This window comes from Enterobacter sp. ECC_219_Taxon_10 (assembly GCF_058354905.1).
In genome coordinates this window covers 380,859-394,330 of sequence record NZ_CM178005.1, presented here as the reverse complement: position 1 = coordinate 394,330, position 13,472 = coordinate 380,859, and the positions used below count along the sequence as shown (strand labels likewise).

The following is a 13,472-nucleotide window of genomic DNA, read 5'->3' as shown; positions in this document are numbered from 1 at the left end:
GAGGAATGGAAATGAACTATAAAGCCGTTGCCGCGCTGGCCTTTACCAGCATGTTCAGCATCAGCACCCTGTTAAGCCCGGCGTATGCGGAAGAGCAGGAAAAAGCGCTGAATTTCGGCATTATTTCGACGGAATCACAGCAGAACCTGAAGCCTCAGTGGGAACCGTTCCTGAAAGATATGGAAACCAGGCTGGGGATCAAAGTAAACGCCTTCTTCGCCCCGGACTACGCGGGTATCATCCAGGGAATGCGCTTCAACAAAGTGGACATTGCCTGGTACGGTAACCTCTCGGCGATGGAAGCGGTGGACCGCGCCAACGGCCAGGTCTTTGCCCAGACCGTTGCGGCAGATGGCTCCCCTGGCTACTGGAGCGTGCTGATCGTCAACAAAGACAGCCCGATCAACACCCTCAACGACATGATCGCCAAACGCAAAGAGCTGACTTTTGGTAACGGCGATCCGAACTCCACCTCCGGCTTCCTCGTTCCCGGCTACTACGTCTTCGCGAAAAACAACATCTCCACCAGCGACTTCAAACGCACGGTGAACGCCGGGCACGAAACCAACGCGCTGGCCGTGGCGAACAAGCAGGTGGACGTTGCCACCAACAACACAGAAAACCTCGACAAGCTGAAGACCTCCGCGCCGGACAAGCTGAAAGAGCTGAAGGTCATCTGGAAATCGCCGCTGATCCCTGGCGACCCAATCGTCTGGCGCAAAAATCTCTCCGAAAGCACCAAAGACAAGGTCTACGACTTCTTTATGAACTACGGCAAAACGCCGGAAGAGAAAGCGGTTCTGGAACGTCTGGGCTGGGCACCGTTCCGCGCGTCCAGCGATCTGCAGCTGGTCCCGATTCGCCAGCTGGCTCTGTTTAAGCAGATGCAGGCCGTGAAGGACAACAAAGGGCTCAAGGACGAGGAGAAGACCAGCAAAGTGTCTGAAATCCAGGCTCAGCTGGAAGACCTCGACCGCCTGACCGCCGCGCTCGGCGCGATGACCAGCGTGAATAAAGCGGTGCAGTAACGCAAGTCCCCTCTCCCTTGAGGGAGAGGGTTAGGGTGAGGGGGAAATGCGCACGCTGATGCCCTCACCCCGGCCCTCTCCCACAGGGAGAGGGAGAACAGATTAAGGAGTCAACATGCAAACCATCACCCTCCCGCCGCCAAAGCGCAGCTGGTTCTCGCTCATCAGCTGGGCCATTCTGCTGGCGGTGCTGGTTATCTCCTGGAAGGGCGCAGAAATGGATCCGCTGCTGCTCTTCAAAGATTCCGGCAACATGGCCACCTTCGCCGCCGATTTCTTCCCGCCGGACTTCAGCCAGTGGCAGGACTACCTCAGCGAAATGGCGGTCACTCTGCAAATCGCCGTCTGGGGTACTGCCCTTGCCGTCATTCTCTCCATTCCGTTTGGCCTGATGAGCGCTGAAAACATCGTGCCGTGGTGGGTCTACCAGCCGATGCGCCGCTTGATGGACGCCTGCCGCGCCATCAATGAAATGGTCTTTGCGATGCTGTTCGTGGTGGCCGTTGGCCTGGGTCCGTTCGCGGGCGTCATGGCGCTGTTCATCCACACCACCGGCGTGCTCTCCAAGCTACTGTCCGAAGCGGTCGAAGCCATCGAGCCCGGCCCGGTGGAAGGCATCCGCGCAACCGGCGCCAACAAAATCGAAGAGATCCTCTATGGCGTGCTGCCTCAGGTGATGCCGCTGCTCATCTCTTACTCTCTGTACCGCTTTGAGTCCAACGTCCGCTCCGCCACTGTCGTGGGTATGGTGGGCGCAGGCGGGGTTGGCGTCACCCTGTGGGAAGCGATTCGCGGTTTCCAGTTCCAGCAAACCTGCGCCCTGATGGTGCTCATCATCGTCACCGTCAGCCTGCTGGATTTCCTCTCTCAACGTTTGCGTAAGCACTTCATCTGAGAAGCGAGGCATTGATTTGTATGCACTTATCCAGACATCCGACCAGTTACCCCACCCGCTGGCAGGAGATTGCGGCAAAGCTCGAAGTGGAGCTGCGCACGCACTACCGCTGCGGGGACTACCTGCCCGCCGAGCAGCAGCTTGCCGACCGCTACGAGGTCAATCGTCATACCCTGCGCCGCGCCATTGACCAACTGGTCGAGCGCGGCTGGGTGCAGCGCCGCCAGGGCGTGGGCGTGCTGGTGCTGATGCGCCCGTTCGACTACCCGCTTAACGCCCAGGCGCGCTTTAGCCAGAACCTGCTGGATCAGGGCAGCCACCCGACCAGCGAAAAGCTGCTCTCGGTATTGCGCCCGGCCTCCGGCCACGTGGCGGACGCGCTGGGGATTCAGGAGGGTGATAACGTCATTCACCTGCGCACGCTGCGCCGGGTCAACGGCGTGGCGGTGTGCCAGATTGACCACTACTTCGCGGACCTGGCCCTCTGGCCCGTACTGCAAAACTTTACCAGCGGTTCCCTGCACGACTTTCTTCAGGATGCCACGGGCATCGCCCTCAAGCGCACCCAGACGCGCATAAGCGCCCGCCGCGCGCAGGCAAAAGAGAGCAAGGTGCTCGAAATTCCCAACATGGCCCCGCTGCTCTGCGTACGCACCCTCAACCACCGTGACGGCGAGATCAACGCGACGGAATACTCCGTCAGCCTGACCCGCGCCGACATGATTGAATTCACCATGGAGCACTGAATGCACGTCGATACCTCCACCCGACAGCGCTGGATGCGCGTGCTGGCCCATTGCCAGCCTGCCGCCCTGCGCGAGCGCATGAACGCGCTGGGCCTGGCGCCTGACTACGACACGATCCGCGCGCCGGAAATCGGCCTGGTACAAATCCAGGCGCGGATGGGCGGCACCGGCCAGCGCTTTTTTGCAGGTGACGCCACCCTCACCCGCGCGACGATCCGCCTGAACAGCGGCACGCTGGGCTACAGCTATGTGCTGGGTCGCGATAAGGCGCACGCCGAGCGCTGCGCGGTAATCGACGCCCTTTTGCAGGAACCCCCGCATTTCCAGACGTTAATGGAAACCCTTATTGCCCCGCTGGAAGCCGACCGCGCCGCACGGGTTGCCGCCCGTCAGGCCGAAGTGAACACCAGCCGGGTCGACTTCTTTACGCTCGTTCGCGGAGATAACGCATGACGCTTCAACCTGCTTTTACCCTGGCCGTCCAGGATGCCCAACAAAGTTTTCGTCGCCTGCTGAAGGCCATGAGCGAGCCGGGCGTGATTGTCTCCCTGCACCAGCTCTCCCAGGGCTGGCTGCCGCTGAACCTCGCCTCCACCAGCGTGCTGCTGACGCTGGCGGACAACGATACCCCGGTATGGCTGTCAGGTGCCCTGTCGAACGATATCGCCAGCCAGAACCTGCGTTTTCACACCAGCGCCCCGCTGGTCGATCAGCCCCAGCAGGCGGTTTTTGCCGTGGCCGATGAGCAAATCAGCCATGAACAGCTCAACGCCCTGAGCGAAGGCAGCGCCGTCGCCCCGGAGACCAGCGCCACGCTGATCCTGCAGGTCTCCAGCCTGAGCGGCGGCCGCATGCTGCGCCTGACGGGCGCAGGCATCGCCGACGAGCGCATGGTCGCGCCGCAGCTGCCGGAGTGCATCATTCACGAGCTGACCGAGCGCCCGCACCCGTTCCCGCTGGGCATTGACCTGATCCTGACCTGCGGCGAACGCCTGCTGGCGATCCCGCGAACCACCCACGTGGAGGTGTGCTGATGTACGTAGCCGTCAAAGGGGGCGAAAAGGCCATCGCCGCCGCCCATGCCTTGCAGGAACACAGACGACGGGGCGATGAACGGCTTCCCGAGCTGAGCGTCGCCCAGATTGAACAGCAGCTTAACCTCGCGGTTGACCGGGTGATGACCGAGGGCGGCATCGCCGACCGCGAGCTGGCGGCGCTGGCCCTTAAGCAGGCCAGCGGCGATAACGTGGAAGCCATCTTCCTGCTGCGCGCCTACCGCACTACCCTTGCCAAACTGGCGGTGAGCGAGCCGGTAGACACGGTGGAGATGCGCCTGGAGCGCCGCATTTCTGCCGTTTATAAAGATATCCCCGGCGGCCAGCTGCTTGGCCCTACCTACGATTACACCCATCGCCTGCTGGACTTCACCCTGCTGGCGAACGGCGAAGCCCCAACGCTTAGCACTTCAGACGCCGAACAGGAACCGTCTCCGCACGTCTTTAGCCTGCTGGCAAATCAGGGGCTGGCGAAGGCGGAAGAGGACACGGGAGCCGCGCCGGATGACATTACCCGCACGCCACCGGTTTACCCGTGCTCGCGCTCGTCCCGCCTGCAGCAGCTGATGCGAGGCGACGAAGGCTATCTGCTGGCGCTGGCCTACTCCACCCAGCGCGGCTACGGGCGCAACCACCCGTTTGCGGCGGAGATCCGCAGCGGCTATATCGACGTTGAAATCGTACCGGAAGAGCTGGGTTTTGCAGTGAACGTCGGCGAACTGCTGATGACCGAGTGTGAAATGGTGAACGGTTTCGTCGCGCCAGAGAATGAAGATCCCCACTTTACCCGCGGCTACGGGCTGGTGTTTGGCCTCGGCGAGCGCAAGGCGATGGCGATGGCGCTGGTTGACCGCGCCCTGCAGGCACCGGAGTACGGCGAGCACATCGCCGGCCCGGCGCAGGACGAAGAGTTCGTGCTGGCCCACGCGGATAACGTCGAGGCCGCTGGCTTTGTCTCGCACCTCAAGCTGCCGCACTACGTCGATTTCCAGGCCGAACTGGAACTGCTGAAACGCCTGCAACGGGAGCGCGCCAATGGCTAACTTAAGCGGCTACAACTTTGCCTATCTGGACGAGCAAACCAAACGCATGATCCGCCGCGCTATTTTAAAAGCGGTGGCTATTCCGGGCTATCAGGTGCCGTTCGGCGGCCGCGAAATGCCGATGCCCTACGGCTGGGGCACGGGCGGCATCCAGCTGACCGCCAGCGTGATCGGTGAAGCGGACGTGCTGAAGGTCATCGACCAGGGCGCGGACGACACCACCAACGCGGTGTCGATCCGCAACTTCTTTAAGCGCGTAACGGGCGTCAACACCACCGAAAAAACCGAAGACGCGACGCTGATCCAGACCCGTCACCGCATCCCGGAAACTCCGCTGACGGAAGATCAGATTCTGATTTTCCAGGTGCCGATCCCGGAACCGCTGCGCTTTATCGAGCCGCGCGAAACCGAGACCCGCACCATGCACGCGCTGGAAGAGTACGGGGTAATGCAGGTTAAACTGTATGAGGATATCGCCCGCTTCGGCCATATCGCCACCACCTACGCCTATCCGGTGAAGGTCAACGGGCGCTACGTGATGGACCCGTCACCGATCCCGAAATTCGACAACCCGAAGATGGACATGATGCCCGCCCTGCAGCTCTTTGGTGCCGGACGTGAAAAACGCATCTACGCCGTACCGCCGTATACACGTGTCGAAAGCCTGGATTTCGACGATCACCCGTTTACGGTGCAGGAGTGGGACGAGCCGTGCGCCATCTGCGGCTCCAGACACAGCTATCTCGACGAAGTGGTGCTGGACGACACGGGCAAACGAATGTTTGTCTGCTCCGACACCGATTACTGCCGCCAACAGAGCGAGGCGAACGGCCAATGAAACCGCTGCTTTCGGTTAATAACCTCACCCATCTATATGCGCCGGGCAAAGGCTTCAGCGACGTGTCGTTTGAGCTGTGGCCGGGCGAAGTGCTGGGGATCGTCGGCGAGTCCGGCTCCGGCAAAACGACCCTGCTGAAGTCCATCTCCGCGCGCCTGGCGCCGCAACACGGCGAGATCCTGTATCAGGGACGCTCCCTCTACGGCATAAGCGAGGCCGAGCGCCGCCGCCTGCTGCGCACCGAGTGGGGCGTGGTGCATCAGCACCCGATGGACGGCCTGCGCCGTCAGGTCTCTGCCGGGGGCAATATCGGCGAACGCCTGATGGCCACCGGCGCGCGCCACTACGGCAACATCCGCGCCACCGCCCGGCACTGGCTGGAGGAGGTGGAAATCCCCGCCTCGCGCATCGACGACCTGCCGACGACCTTCTCCGGTGGGATGCAGCAGCGTCTGCAGATTGCCCGCAACCTGGTCACCCATCCAAAGCTGGTGTTTATGGATGAACCCACCGGCGGGCTGGACGTCTCCGTGCAGGCGCGCCTGCTCGACCTGCTGCGCGGTCTGGTGGTGGATCTGAACCTTGCGGTGGTGATTGTCACCCACGATTTAGGCGTTGCGCGCCTGCTGGCGGACCGTCTGCTGGTGATGAAGCAGGGCCAGGTGGTGGAAAGTGGGCTGACCGACCGGGTGCTTGACGATCCGCACCATCCGTACACCCAGCTGCTGGTGTCCTCGGTATTACAGAATTAAGAGGTCAACATGATCCACGTACAAAACGTAAGTAAGACCTTTGTGCTCCACCAGCAAAACGGCGTGCGCCTGCCGGTGTTGCAAAACGCCTCGTTAGAGGTGAGTCAGGGTGAATGCGTGGTGCTGCACGGCCACTCCGGCAGCGGTAAATCCACCCTGCTGCGCTCCCTGTACGCCAACTATTTACCGGACGAAGGGCACATCCGCATTCGCCACAATGATGAATGGGTCGATCTGGTGCAGGCCCCGGCGCGCAAGGTGCTGGAAGTGCGCCGCTCGACGATCGGCTGGGTCAGCCAGTTCCTGCGGGTGATCCCGCGGATCTCCGCCCTGGACGTGGTGATGCAGCCGCTGCTGGATCTCGGCGTGCCGCGTGAAACATGCGCTGCCAGGGCCGCCAGCCTGCTGACGCGCCTCAACGTACCGGAGCGCCTGTGGCACCTCGCCCCGTCGACCTTTTCCGGCGGCGAGCAGCAGCGCGTGAATATCGCGCGCGGGTTTATCGTCGACTATCCGATCTTACTGCTGGATGAACCCACCGCCTCGCTCGACGCTAAAAACAGCGCAGCGGTGATAGCGCTGATCGAACAGGCCAAAGCGCGGGGCGCGGCGATCGTCGGGATCTTCCACGACGACGCCGTACGCACCCGCGTGGCAGACAGACTGCACCCGATGGGGACAAACGCATGATTATCAATAACGTCAGGCTGGTGCTGGAAAATGAGGTCGTGAAGGGTTCGGTTGAAATCCACGAAGGCGTCATCCGCACGTTTGCCGAAACCCAAAGCCGTTCCCCTGAAGCGATGGACGGCGACGGCGGCTGGCTGCTGCCGGGGCTGATTGAGCTACATACCGATAATCTGGATAAATTCTTCACCCCGCGCCCGAAGGTGGACTGGCCCGCCCATTCGGCGATGAGCAGCCACGACGCGCTGATGGTCGCCAGCGGCATCACCACGGTGCTGGACGCGGTGGCAATCGGCGACGTGCGCGACGGCGGCGATCGCCTGGAGAATCTGGAGAAGATGATCAACGCCGTGGAGGAGACGCAAAAGCGCGGCCTCAACCGCGCCGAGCACCGTCTGCACCTGCGCTGCGAGCTGCCGCACCACACCACGCTACCGCTGTTTGAAAAACTGGTGGGCCGCGAGCCGGTCTCGCTGGTCTCCCTGATGGACCACTCGCCGGGGCAGCGCCAGTTCGCCAACATTGAAAAGTATCGTGAATACTATCAGGGCAAATACTCGCTCAACGACGCGGAGATGGCGCGCTACGAAGAAGAGCAGCTTCAGCTTGCGGCCCAGTGGTCGCAGCCCAACCGTCTTAAGATTGCCGCGATGTGCCGGGACCGGAATATCGCGCTGGCGAGCCATGACGACGCCACGCGCGATCACGTGCGGGAATCCCACCAGCTTGGCAGCGTAATAGCCGAATTTCCCACCACGTTCGAAGCAGCTGAGGCGTCGCGCCAGCACGGCATGAACGTGCTGATGGGCGCGCCGAACATCGTGCGCGGCGGATCGCACTCCGGCAACGTGGCGGCAAGCAAACTCGCCTCCCTCGGCCTGCTGGACATTCTCTCGTCCGACTACTACCCCGCCAGCCTGCTGGATGCGGCATTCCGGGTGGCGGACGACGAGGGCAACCGCTTTACACTGCCGCAGGCAATTCGCCTGGTGACCAAAAACCCGGCCACCGCGCTCAATCTTCAGGATCGCGGTGAGATTGCCGAAGGCAAACGGGCAGACCTGGTGCTCGCCCACCGCAGGGGCGAGCACGTTCATATCGACCACGTCTGGCGTCAGGGAAAAAGGGTATTCTGATGGGAAGACTCATCTGGTTAATGGGGCCGTCCGGCTCCGGGAAAGACAGCCTGCTCTCGGCGCTGCGGCAGCGGGAACATTCACAGCTGCTGGTGGCGCACCGCTACATTACCCGCGCCGCCAACGCCGGAAACGAGAACCATATCGCTCTGAGCGAGCAGGAGTTTTTTACCCGCGCCGGGCAAAATCTGCTGGCGCTGAGCTGGCACGCCAACGGCTATTATTACGGCGTGGGCATTGAGATTGACCTCTGGCTGCACGCGGGATTCGACGTGCTGGTTAACGGCTCGCGCGCGCATCTGCCGCAGGCAAAAGCCCGGTACGAAGCGGCGCTGCTGCCGGTCTGCCTGCAGGTTTCCCCGGATATCCTGCGCAGCCGGCTGCAAAGCCGGGGACGGGAAAATGCGCGTGAGATCGACCAGCGGCTGGAACGTGCGGCGCGCTATACCCCGTCGGGCTGTCACATCCTCAATAACGACGGAAGTTTGCTACAGTCAGTCGAGACCTTTTTATCGCTTATCCGCCAGAAGGAGAAACAGCATGCCTGACTGCCAGCTTCGCCCCTCCACCGCCGACGATGCGCAGATTGTCTATGCCCTGATCTGCGAACTGAAGCAGGCAGAGTTCGACCATCAGGCGTTCCACGCCGGATTTCTTGCCAACCTTCAGGATCACAACATGCGCTACCAGCTTGCCGAGCTGGACGGACATGTCGTCGGCATGATCGGCCTGCACATGCAGTTTCACCTCCATCACGCGCGCTGGATCGGCGAGATCCAGGAGCTGGTGGTGATGCCGCAGGCGCGCGGGCTAAAGGTGGGCAGCCAGCTGCTGGCCTGGGCGGAAGAGGTGGCACGGCAGGCCGGCGCGGAGCTGACCGAGCTCTCCACCAGCGTGAAGCGCACTGACGCGCACCGTTTTTACGTTCGTGAAGGATATACGCAGAGCCATTTTCGATTCACCAAACCGCTGTAGAGGTGCGTTATGAGTCTGACCATCACGTTAACGGGAACCGGAAGTGCACAGCTCGTGCCGGTCTTTGGCTGCGACTGCGCGGCGTGTCGACGGGCGCGCCTGCAGGACAACTATCGCCGTCGCCCCTGCAGCGCGGTGGTCAAATTCAACGATGCGGTCACCCTGCTGGATGCGGGTATTCCGCACCTGATGGACGACTGGCCGGCGGGCAGCTTTCAGCAGTTTTTGCTCACGCACTATCATATGGATCACGTCCAGGGGCTGTTCCCCCTGCGCTGGGGCGTGGGCGCAACCATCCCGGTCTACGGCCCGCCGGACGACGCAGGGTGCGACGACCTGTTTAAACATCCCGGAATTCTGGATTTCAGCCACACGGTTGAGCCGTTCGTGATGTTTGAGCTGCAGGGGCTGCGGGTCACGCCGCTGCCGCTCAACCATTCAAAACTGACCTTCGGGTATCTGCTGGAATCCGCCCACAGCCGCGTGGCGTGGCTTTCTGATACCGCCGGGCTGCCGGATAAAACGGTGACGTTTCTGCTCAACAATCAGCCACAGGCGATAATCATCGACTGCAGTCATGAACCGCGCGACGAGACGCCGCGCAATCATTGCGACTTAAACACCGTGGTTGCGCTGAACGAGGTGATTGGCTGCCCGCAGGTGATCTTGACCCACATCAGCCATCAGTTTGACGTGTGGATGATGGATAATCCGCTGCCGGACGGCATTGAAGCGGGATATGACGGAATGGTTATGGTGCTGGATTAGGTTTTCTCCCTCTCCCGTGGGAGAGGGCTGGGGTGATGGCAACAGGCCGCACTTAGCCTCGATCGTAATCGTCTTCTAACCGACGCTCATCTTCTTCTAACCGACGTCTGTCGTCATCCAGCTGGCGCTGACGCTCGTCTAAGCGGCGGCGTCGGTCTTCAAGCTGCCGACGACGGTCGTCGTACTGTCGGCTGTCGATTTGACGGTTGCGGTCGTAACGATCGTCGTCATCGTCATTACGGCTGCTGCTGGGGTTATAGGCATCGTTGATCGCCTGCTGAATGTTGCCAATGGCATCATCAATCACATCGGCATGCGCCAGTTGGCTGGTGAGTGACAGCAGACCAAATAACAGAGCGGTAGAGTAACGTTTCATAAGGCCAGACTCGCAGGGGAACTGGCCTTACGGTAATCAACGGCATTGTTCCGGGGTAGCGGAGGAATCTCAAATTCAGTTGTGTCCAGGGCCTTCCATCAGCTGATTCGCACGCTGTTTATTTTCTGCAACCAGTACAATGCCATAACATTTTTGATCCGGCGAATGACTCCAGATTCGATCTTCGGGTATACACCCTCCGTCATAGATAACCTTGCTACCATCATACGGCCAAAATGCTCCCTGCTCGGTATCGAGAACAAATACAGCGATTTGGTCAGACTCGCGGGCAATTTTCTGCCAGAGCATCTTCCCACCCTCATATTGTTCAAAGTCGCTAATAAGCGTCACGCCACACTGTAATACCAAGGCTTCATACAGACGAGTTGCCAGTCCCTTGTCACGCTCGGCGGGATCAACGCATATACCTTCTACCTGAATAACATTGGTATCTTCCCAACAACGCTCGACAGCAATGATACCTTCACCCAAATGCGTTTTACGTTGTAAATCCAGGGCAGCTACAACCCGATGCCGAGGTACACCATCGAAGGTTTCGACATCCGCTTCAATAATCGCAGCTCTTGGCGTCTGGCTATCAAAAATGACATGTAACACTCGCCCGGAGAGTTCGAATTCATCAACGAGCTTGAAAGACCTTGCTACGGTCTTTGGGCTGTAAGTTGTAGGCATCACAATCATTTGTGAGTCCCCTCTTGTAAGTACCGGCATAGTTCCCTTTATATCCCAATCTGCCAAATTTTGCGCAGGTTAGCATCCCCCGGTTTACTCACGCTCTTGATGAATTCCGAAACATCAATGCTTATAAACAGACTTTCCGCAGCGCCTGCGTCAGCTGCGCCCGCGTAAATGGCTTACGCAATAACTGCACGTCCGGCAGCTGCGGGTTGTGCGCCGGGCGCAAATCCTGCCCGCTGATCAGCAGCACCGGAAGCTGCGGATAATGACTGCGCACATGGTTAATCACCTCAGCCCCGCTCAGGCCTCCGGGCAACATCAGATCGCTGATAAACATGCCAATATCCGGCGACGCCGCCAGCATGCTCAGGGCCTGCTCGCCGTTGTCCGCTTCGAGCGTCAGGTAACCAAGCTGATGCAGCTGTTCGCACAGGGTCTGACGAACGTCCGCCTCATCTTCCAGCACCAGTACAAGCCGCTCGTTATCCACGGACGTTGTGGCAGCCAGCGCTTCATCCTCCGAAACGGCGGGCAGCGTCGAGCGCGGGAGGTGCAGCCGCACGGTCGTTCCCTGCCCCGGCGCGCTTTCGATCTCAACCCGGCCCCCGGACTGGCGCACAAAACCGTAGACCATCGACAGGCCCAGCCCGCTCCCGCTTCCGGTCTGCTTGGTGGTGAAGAACGGTTCAAAAACCCGGGATTTCACCTCCTGCGACATCCCGCTGCCGCGGTCAATCACCTCCAGCGCCACCATATCCTGCCTGCGACCGTCGCTGCGGGTCACGCGCTGGTTCCAGGTACGAATTTTTATCACCCCGCTCTGCCCTTCCATCGCATCCCGGGCATTCATCACCAGGTTGATGATGGCATTTTCCAGCTGGCTGACGTCAATCCACGCGGGCCATGCCGGGGTTTGCGCTTCAATCTCCAGGGTAAGCGTGGCGGGCAAAGAGTGGCGCATCAGCTCCCGGAGGTTTTCCAGCAGGGGCAGCATCTCAACCGCATGCGGCGTCAGGGATTGTTTGCGGGAAAATGCCAGCAGGCGCTGGGTCAGCAGCGCGCCGCGTTCGGCCGCCTTGAGCGCCCGGGAGATGCGCGGCGCGTCGTTTGATTCAGGGTCGGTAAGCTCAAGGCTGCCGATGATCACCGCCAGCAGGTTATTAAAATCATGCGCCAGCCCGCCGGTCAGCTGTCCGACCGCCTTCATTTTCTGGCTGTGCAGCAGCGCCTCTTCCAGCCCCTGACGCTCGATGCGGTCAATTTCCATCTGCGTGGTTTTCTCTTTCAGCAGCCGCGTAGTGTGCTCAAGCGAGGCGGTATTGCGGGCAAAAACGTTAAACGCGCGCGCCAGCTCGCCCAGCTCGTCGCGCCGCTGCAGCGCGGGAACGGAAACATCCTGTTCACCGTGGGCAAGTCGCGACATCGCCCGGGAAATGGCAGTCAGGTTAGAGGCCAGATTGCGGTAGATATACCAGCAGGCGCACCCGGTGATGATCAGCGCAAGTACGGCGAAGATGCTGATAAACACGCTGATGGATTGCAGCTCGTGATGGCTCTGGGCCGTGCGAAGCCGGGAGGCCTGCGCCACCTGCTCAACGTACTGATTGATATCGCTATTGAGGATCGCCACCAGCGCCTTGATGTGGAACATATACCAGCTGATGGACAGATCGCTCTCTTCCAGCTGCTTCGACAGCGGGGCAAGCTGACGTAACTCGGCGTTAAAATCGGGCAGAACGTCCTCCACGACCGGCTGTAAGGCGCTCCGGGGCAGCGTGGCGGTCACAGCGTCCAGTTGCTGAACGGTCGCGCGCGGCGAAGGGGTGTCGATGGCAGCAGCAATCAGCCGATCCATCTCCATCAGCTGCTGCGCATCCGGTACGTTGCTGCCATAACGGCGGTTGATGTCCTGAAGATGACGCAAATAGCTCTGGCTTTGATAGAGCGAGCTCAACAGCGCGTTACGTTCAAGGTGCCGCTTTTGCCCGCGCTCCAGCATCCCCGTTACGCTTTGCTGTAATTCATTGCTTCTGCGAATAATCCGCGCCACCAGCGCCGGCTCCTGCTGCGCCAGCGGGGCATCGGCAAGCTGCTCCAGCGAGCGGCGCAGCGCCGTTTGCATCTGCTTTAGTCGCTCGGCTTCGCCTTTGTACTCCAGCGCCCCCACCACCTGCGAAAGCCGTACCGCCGCCGTTGCGACGTTGGCCGTGTCGCGGGCGAGATTCATGCTGCCGGTCATGTCGTCCAGCGTTTGCTGCTGCACCTGTTCCTGGATCTGGCTGGCGTGACGGAAACCGAGCACCGCTACGCCGCTCACCATCAGCGTAACGGCGACCACCAGCAGATTGAAAATCAGCAGGCGGCCTCGGGCGCTGGCGAAGAACGGGGGGCGTGAAGACATGTTGACTCCGTAAATGTGATCCACATTCGCTATTCATAACTATGACAAATATGAACGGCTTCTGACATTTTGC

At 60.6% G+C, this 13,472-nt stretch carries 16 protein-coding genes; 13 read left to right on the top strand and 3 right to left on the bottom strand.

Translation table 11 applies throughout. The features are described from left to right. Positions 1 to 11 precede the first annotated feature (11 nt). From phnD to phnP, 13 genes are all read left to right on the top strand, one after another. Complete coding sequence (phnD, locus tag AC4ICF_RS01760) at positions 12 to 1,028, top strand: phosphonate ABC transporter substrate-binding protein (protein WP_163331073.1); 1,017 nt, start codon at positions 12 to 14, stop codon at positions 1,026 to 1,028. 115 nt (positions 1,029 to 1,143) lie between these two features. Then, positions 1,144 to 1,923 carry a phosphonate ABC transporter, permease protein PhnE gene (gene phnE, locus AC4ICF_RS01755; RefSeq protein WP_116343878.1) on the top strand — a complete coding sequence of 260 codons (780 nt, stop codon included), beginning with the start codon at positions 1,144 to 1,146 and terminating at the stop codon, positions 1,921 to 1,923. Positions 1,924 to 1,943: 20 nt separating this feature from the next. Beyond that, positions 1,944 to 2,669, top strand: a complete 726-nt coding sequence (phnF, locus tag AC4ICF_RS01750) for a phosphonate metabolism transcriptional regulator PhnF (protein ID WP_233003596.1) — start codon at positions 1,944 to 1,946, stop codon at positions 2,667 to 2,669. Beyond that, a complete protein-coding gene (gene phnG / locus AC4ICF_RS01745; protein ID WP_316380610.1) occupies positions 2,670 to 3,122 on the top strand; it encodes a phosphonate C-P lyase system protein PhnG in 453 nt (150 codons plus the stop codon). It begins immediately after the preceding gene. Continuing rightward, positions 3,119 to 3,703: a phosphonate C-P lyase system protein PhnH gene (gene phnH, locus AC4ICF_RS01740; RefSeq protein ID WP_116343875.1), complete on the top strand. Its 585-nt coding sequence runs from the start codon at positions 3,119 to 3,121 to the stop codon at positions 3,701 to 3,703. Before phnG ends, phnH begins: the two co-directional genes overlap by 4 nt. Further along, positions 3,703 to 4,767: a carbon-phosphorus lyase complex subunit gene (locus AC4ICF_RS01735; protein ID WP_316380611.1), complete on the top strand. Its 1,065-nt coding sequence runs from the start codon at positions 3,703 to 3,705 to the stop codon at positions 4,765 to 4,767. Before phnH ends, AC4ICF_RS01735 begins: the two co-directional genes overlap by 1 nt. Next, positions 4,760 to 5,605 (top strand): alpha-D-ribose 1-methylphosphonate 5-phosphate C-P-lyase PhnJ, encoded by an 846-nt coding sequence (gene phnJ, locus AC4ICF_RS01730; protein WP_166709817.1) that lies wholly within the window; start codon positions 4,760 to 4,762, stop codon positions 5,603 to 5,605. Before AC4ICF_RS01735 ends, phnJ begins: the two co-directional genes overlap by 8 nt. Further along, positions 5,602 to 6,357 (top strand): phosphonate C-P lyase system protein PhnK, encoded by a 756-nt coding sequence (gene phnK / locus AC4ICF_RS01725; protein ID WP_116343872.1) that lies wholly within the window; start codon positions 5,602 to 5,604, stop codon positions 6,355 to 6,357. Before phnJ ends, phnK begins: the two co-directional genes overlap by 4 nt. 9 nt (positions 6,358 to 6,366) lie before the next feature. Next, positions 6,367 to 7,047 (top strand): phosphonate C-P lyase system protein PhnL, encoded by a 681-nt coding sequence (phnL, locus tag AC4ICF_RS01720; RefSeq protein ID WP_320721115.1) that lies wholly within the window; start codon positions 6,367 to 6,369, stop codon positions 7,045 to 7,047. Then, positions 7,044 to 8,180: an alpha-D-ribose 1-methylphosphonate 5-triphosphate diphosphatase gene (gene phnM, locus AC4ICF_RS01715; RefSeq protein WP_163331068.1), complete on the top strand. Its 1,137-nt coding sequence runs from the start codon at positions 7,044 to 7,046 to the stop codon at positions 8,178 to 8,180. Before phnL ends, phnM begins: the two co-directional genes overlap by 4 nt. Then, a complete protein-coding gene (gene phnN, locus AC4ICF_RS01710; protein WP_316380641.1) occupies positions 8,177 to 8,728 on the top strand; it encodes a ribose 1,5-bisphosphokinase in 552 nt (183 codons plus the stop codon). Before phnM ends, phnN begins: the two co-directional genes overlap by 4 nt. After that, positions 8,721 to 9,155, top strand: coding sequence for an aminoalkylphosphonate N-acetyltransferase (gene phnO, locus AC4ICF_RS01705; protein ID WP_491466143.1), 435 nt, complete (start codon positions 8,721 to 8,723; stop codon positions 9,153 to 9,155). Before phnN ends, phnO begins: the two co-directional genes overlap by 8 nt. Before the next feature lie 9 nt (positions 9,156 to 9,164). Further along, complete coding sequence (gene phnP / locus AC4ICF_RS01700) at positions 9,165 to 9,923, top strand: phosphonate metabolism protein PhnP (RefSeq protein ID WP_316380613.1); 759 nt, start codon at positions 9,165 to 9,167, stop codon at positions 9,921 to 9,923. A 52-nt stretch (positions 9,924 to 9,975) separates the two neighbouring features. Here the strand turns inward: phnP and yjdP are convergent, their stop codons facing one another. From yjdP to AC4ICF_RS01685, 3 genes are all read right to left on the bottom strand, one after another. Continuing rightward, the gene (gene yjdP / locus AC4ICF_RS01695; protein ID WP_116343867.1) at positions 9,976 to 10,299 is read right to left on the bottom strand and encodes a DDRRRQL repeat protein YjdP; all 324 of its coding nucleotides are present in this window, start codon (positions 10,297 to 10,299) and stop codon (positions 9,976 to 9,978) included. A 75-nt stretch (positions 10,300 to 10,374) separates the two neighbouring features. Next, positions 10,375 to 11,001, bottom strand: coding sequence for a GNAT family N-acetyltransferase (locus tag AC4ICF_RS01690; protein ID WP_163331065.1), 627 nt, complete (start codon positions 10,999 to 11,001; stop codon positions 10,375 to 10,377). A gap of 121 nt (positions 11,002 to 11,122) precedes the next feature. Next, a complete protein-coding gene (locus AC4ICF_RS01685) occupies positions 11,123 to 13,399 on the bottom strand; it encodes an ATP-binding protein (protein WP_316380614.1) in 2,277 nt (758 codons plus the stop codon). Positions 13,400 to 13,472: the final 73 nt, after the last annotated feature.

Bases quoted from the DNA above. Each gene is read 5' to 3' on its own strand.
- phnD (WP_163331073.1), top strand. From the start codon at position 12: ATGAACTATAAAGCCGTTGCCGCGCTGGCCTTTACCAGCATGTTCAGC.
- phnE (WP_116343878.1), top strand. From the start codon at position 1,144: ATGCAAACCATCACCCTCCCGCCGCCAAAGCGCAGCTGGTTCTCGCTC.
- phnF (WP_233003596.1), top strand. From the start codon at position 1,944: ATGCACTTATCCAGACATCCGACCAGTTACCCCACCCGCTGGCAGGAG.
- phnG (WP_316380610.1), top strand. From the start codon at position 2,670: ATGCACGTCGATACCTCCACCCGACAGCGCTGGATGCGCGTGCTGGCC.
- phnH (WP_116343875.1), top strand. From the start codon at position 3,119: ATGACGCTTCAACCTGCTTTTACCCTGGCCGTCCAGGATGCCCAACAA.
- AC4ICF_RS01735 (WP_316380611.1), top strand. From the start codon at position 3,703: ATGTACGTAGCCGTCAAAGGGGGCGAAAAGGCCATCGCCGCCGCCCAT.
- phnJ (WP_166709817.1), top strand. From the start codon at position 4,760: ATGGCTAACTTAAGCGGCTACAACTTTGCCTATCTGGACGAGCAAACC.
- phnK (WP_116343872.1), top strand. From the start codon at position 5,602: ATGAAACCGCTGCTTTCGGTTAATAACCTCACCCATCTATATGCGCCG.
- phnL (WP_320721115.1), top strand. From the start codon at position 6,367: ATGATCCACGTACAAAACGTAAGTAAGACCTTTGTGCTCCACCAGCAA.
- phnM (WP_163331068.1), top strand. From the start codon at position 7,044: ATGATTATCAATAACGTCAGGCTGGTGCTGGAAAATGAGGTCGTGAAG.
- phnO (WP_491466143.1), top strand. From the start codon at position 8,721: ATGCCTGACTGCCAGCTTCGCCCCTCCACCGCCGACGATGCGCAGATT.
- phnP (WP_316380613.1), top strand. From the start codon at position 9,165: ATGAGTCTGACCATCACGTTAACGGGAACCGGAAGTGCACAGCTCGTG.
- yjdP (WP_116343867.1), bottom strand. From the start codon at position 10,299: ATGAAACGTTACTCTACCGCTCTGTTATTTGGTCTGCTGTCACTCACC.
- AC4ICF_RS01690 (WP_163331065.1), bottom strand. From the start codon at position 11,001: ATGATTGTGATGCCTACAACTTACAGCCCAAAGACCGTAGCAAGGTCT.
- AC4ICF_RS01685 (WP_316380614.1), bottom strand. From the start codon at position 13,399: ATGTCTTCACGCCCCCCGTTCTTCGCCAGCGCCCGAGGCCGCCTGCTG.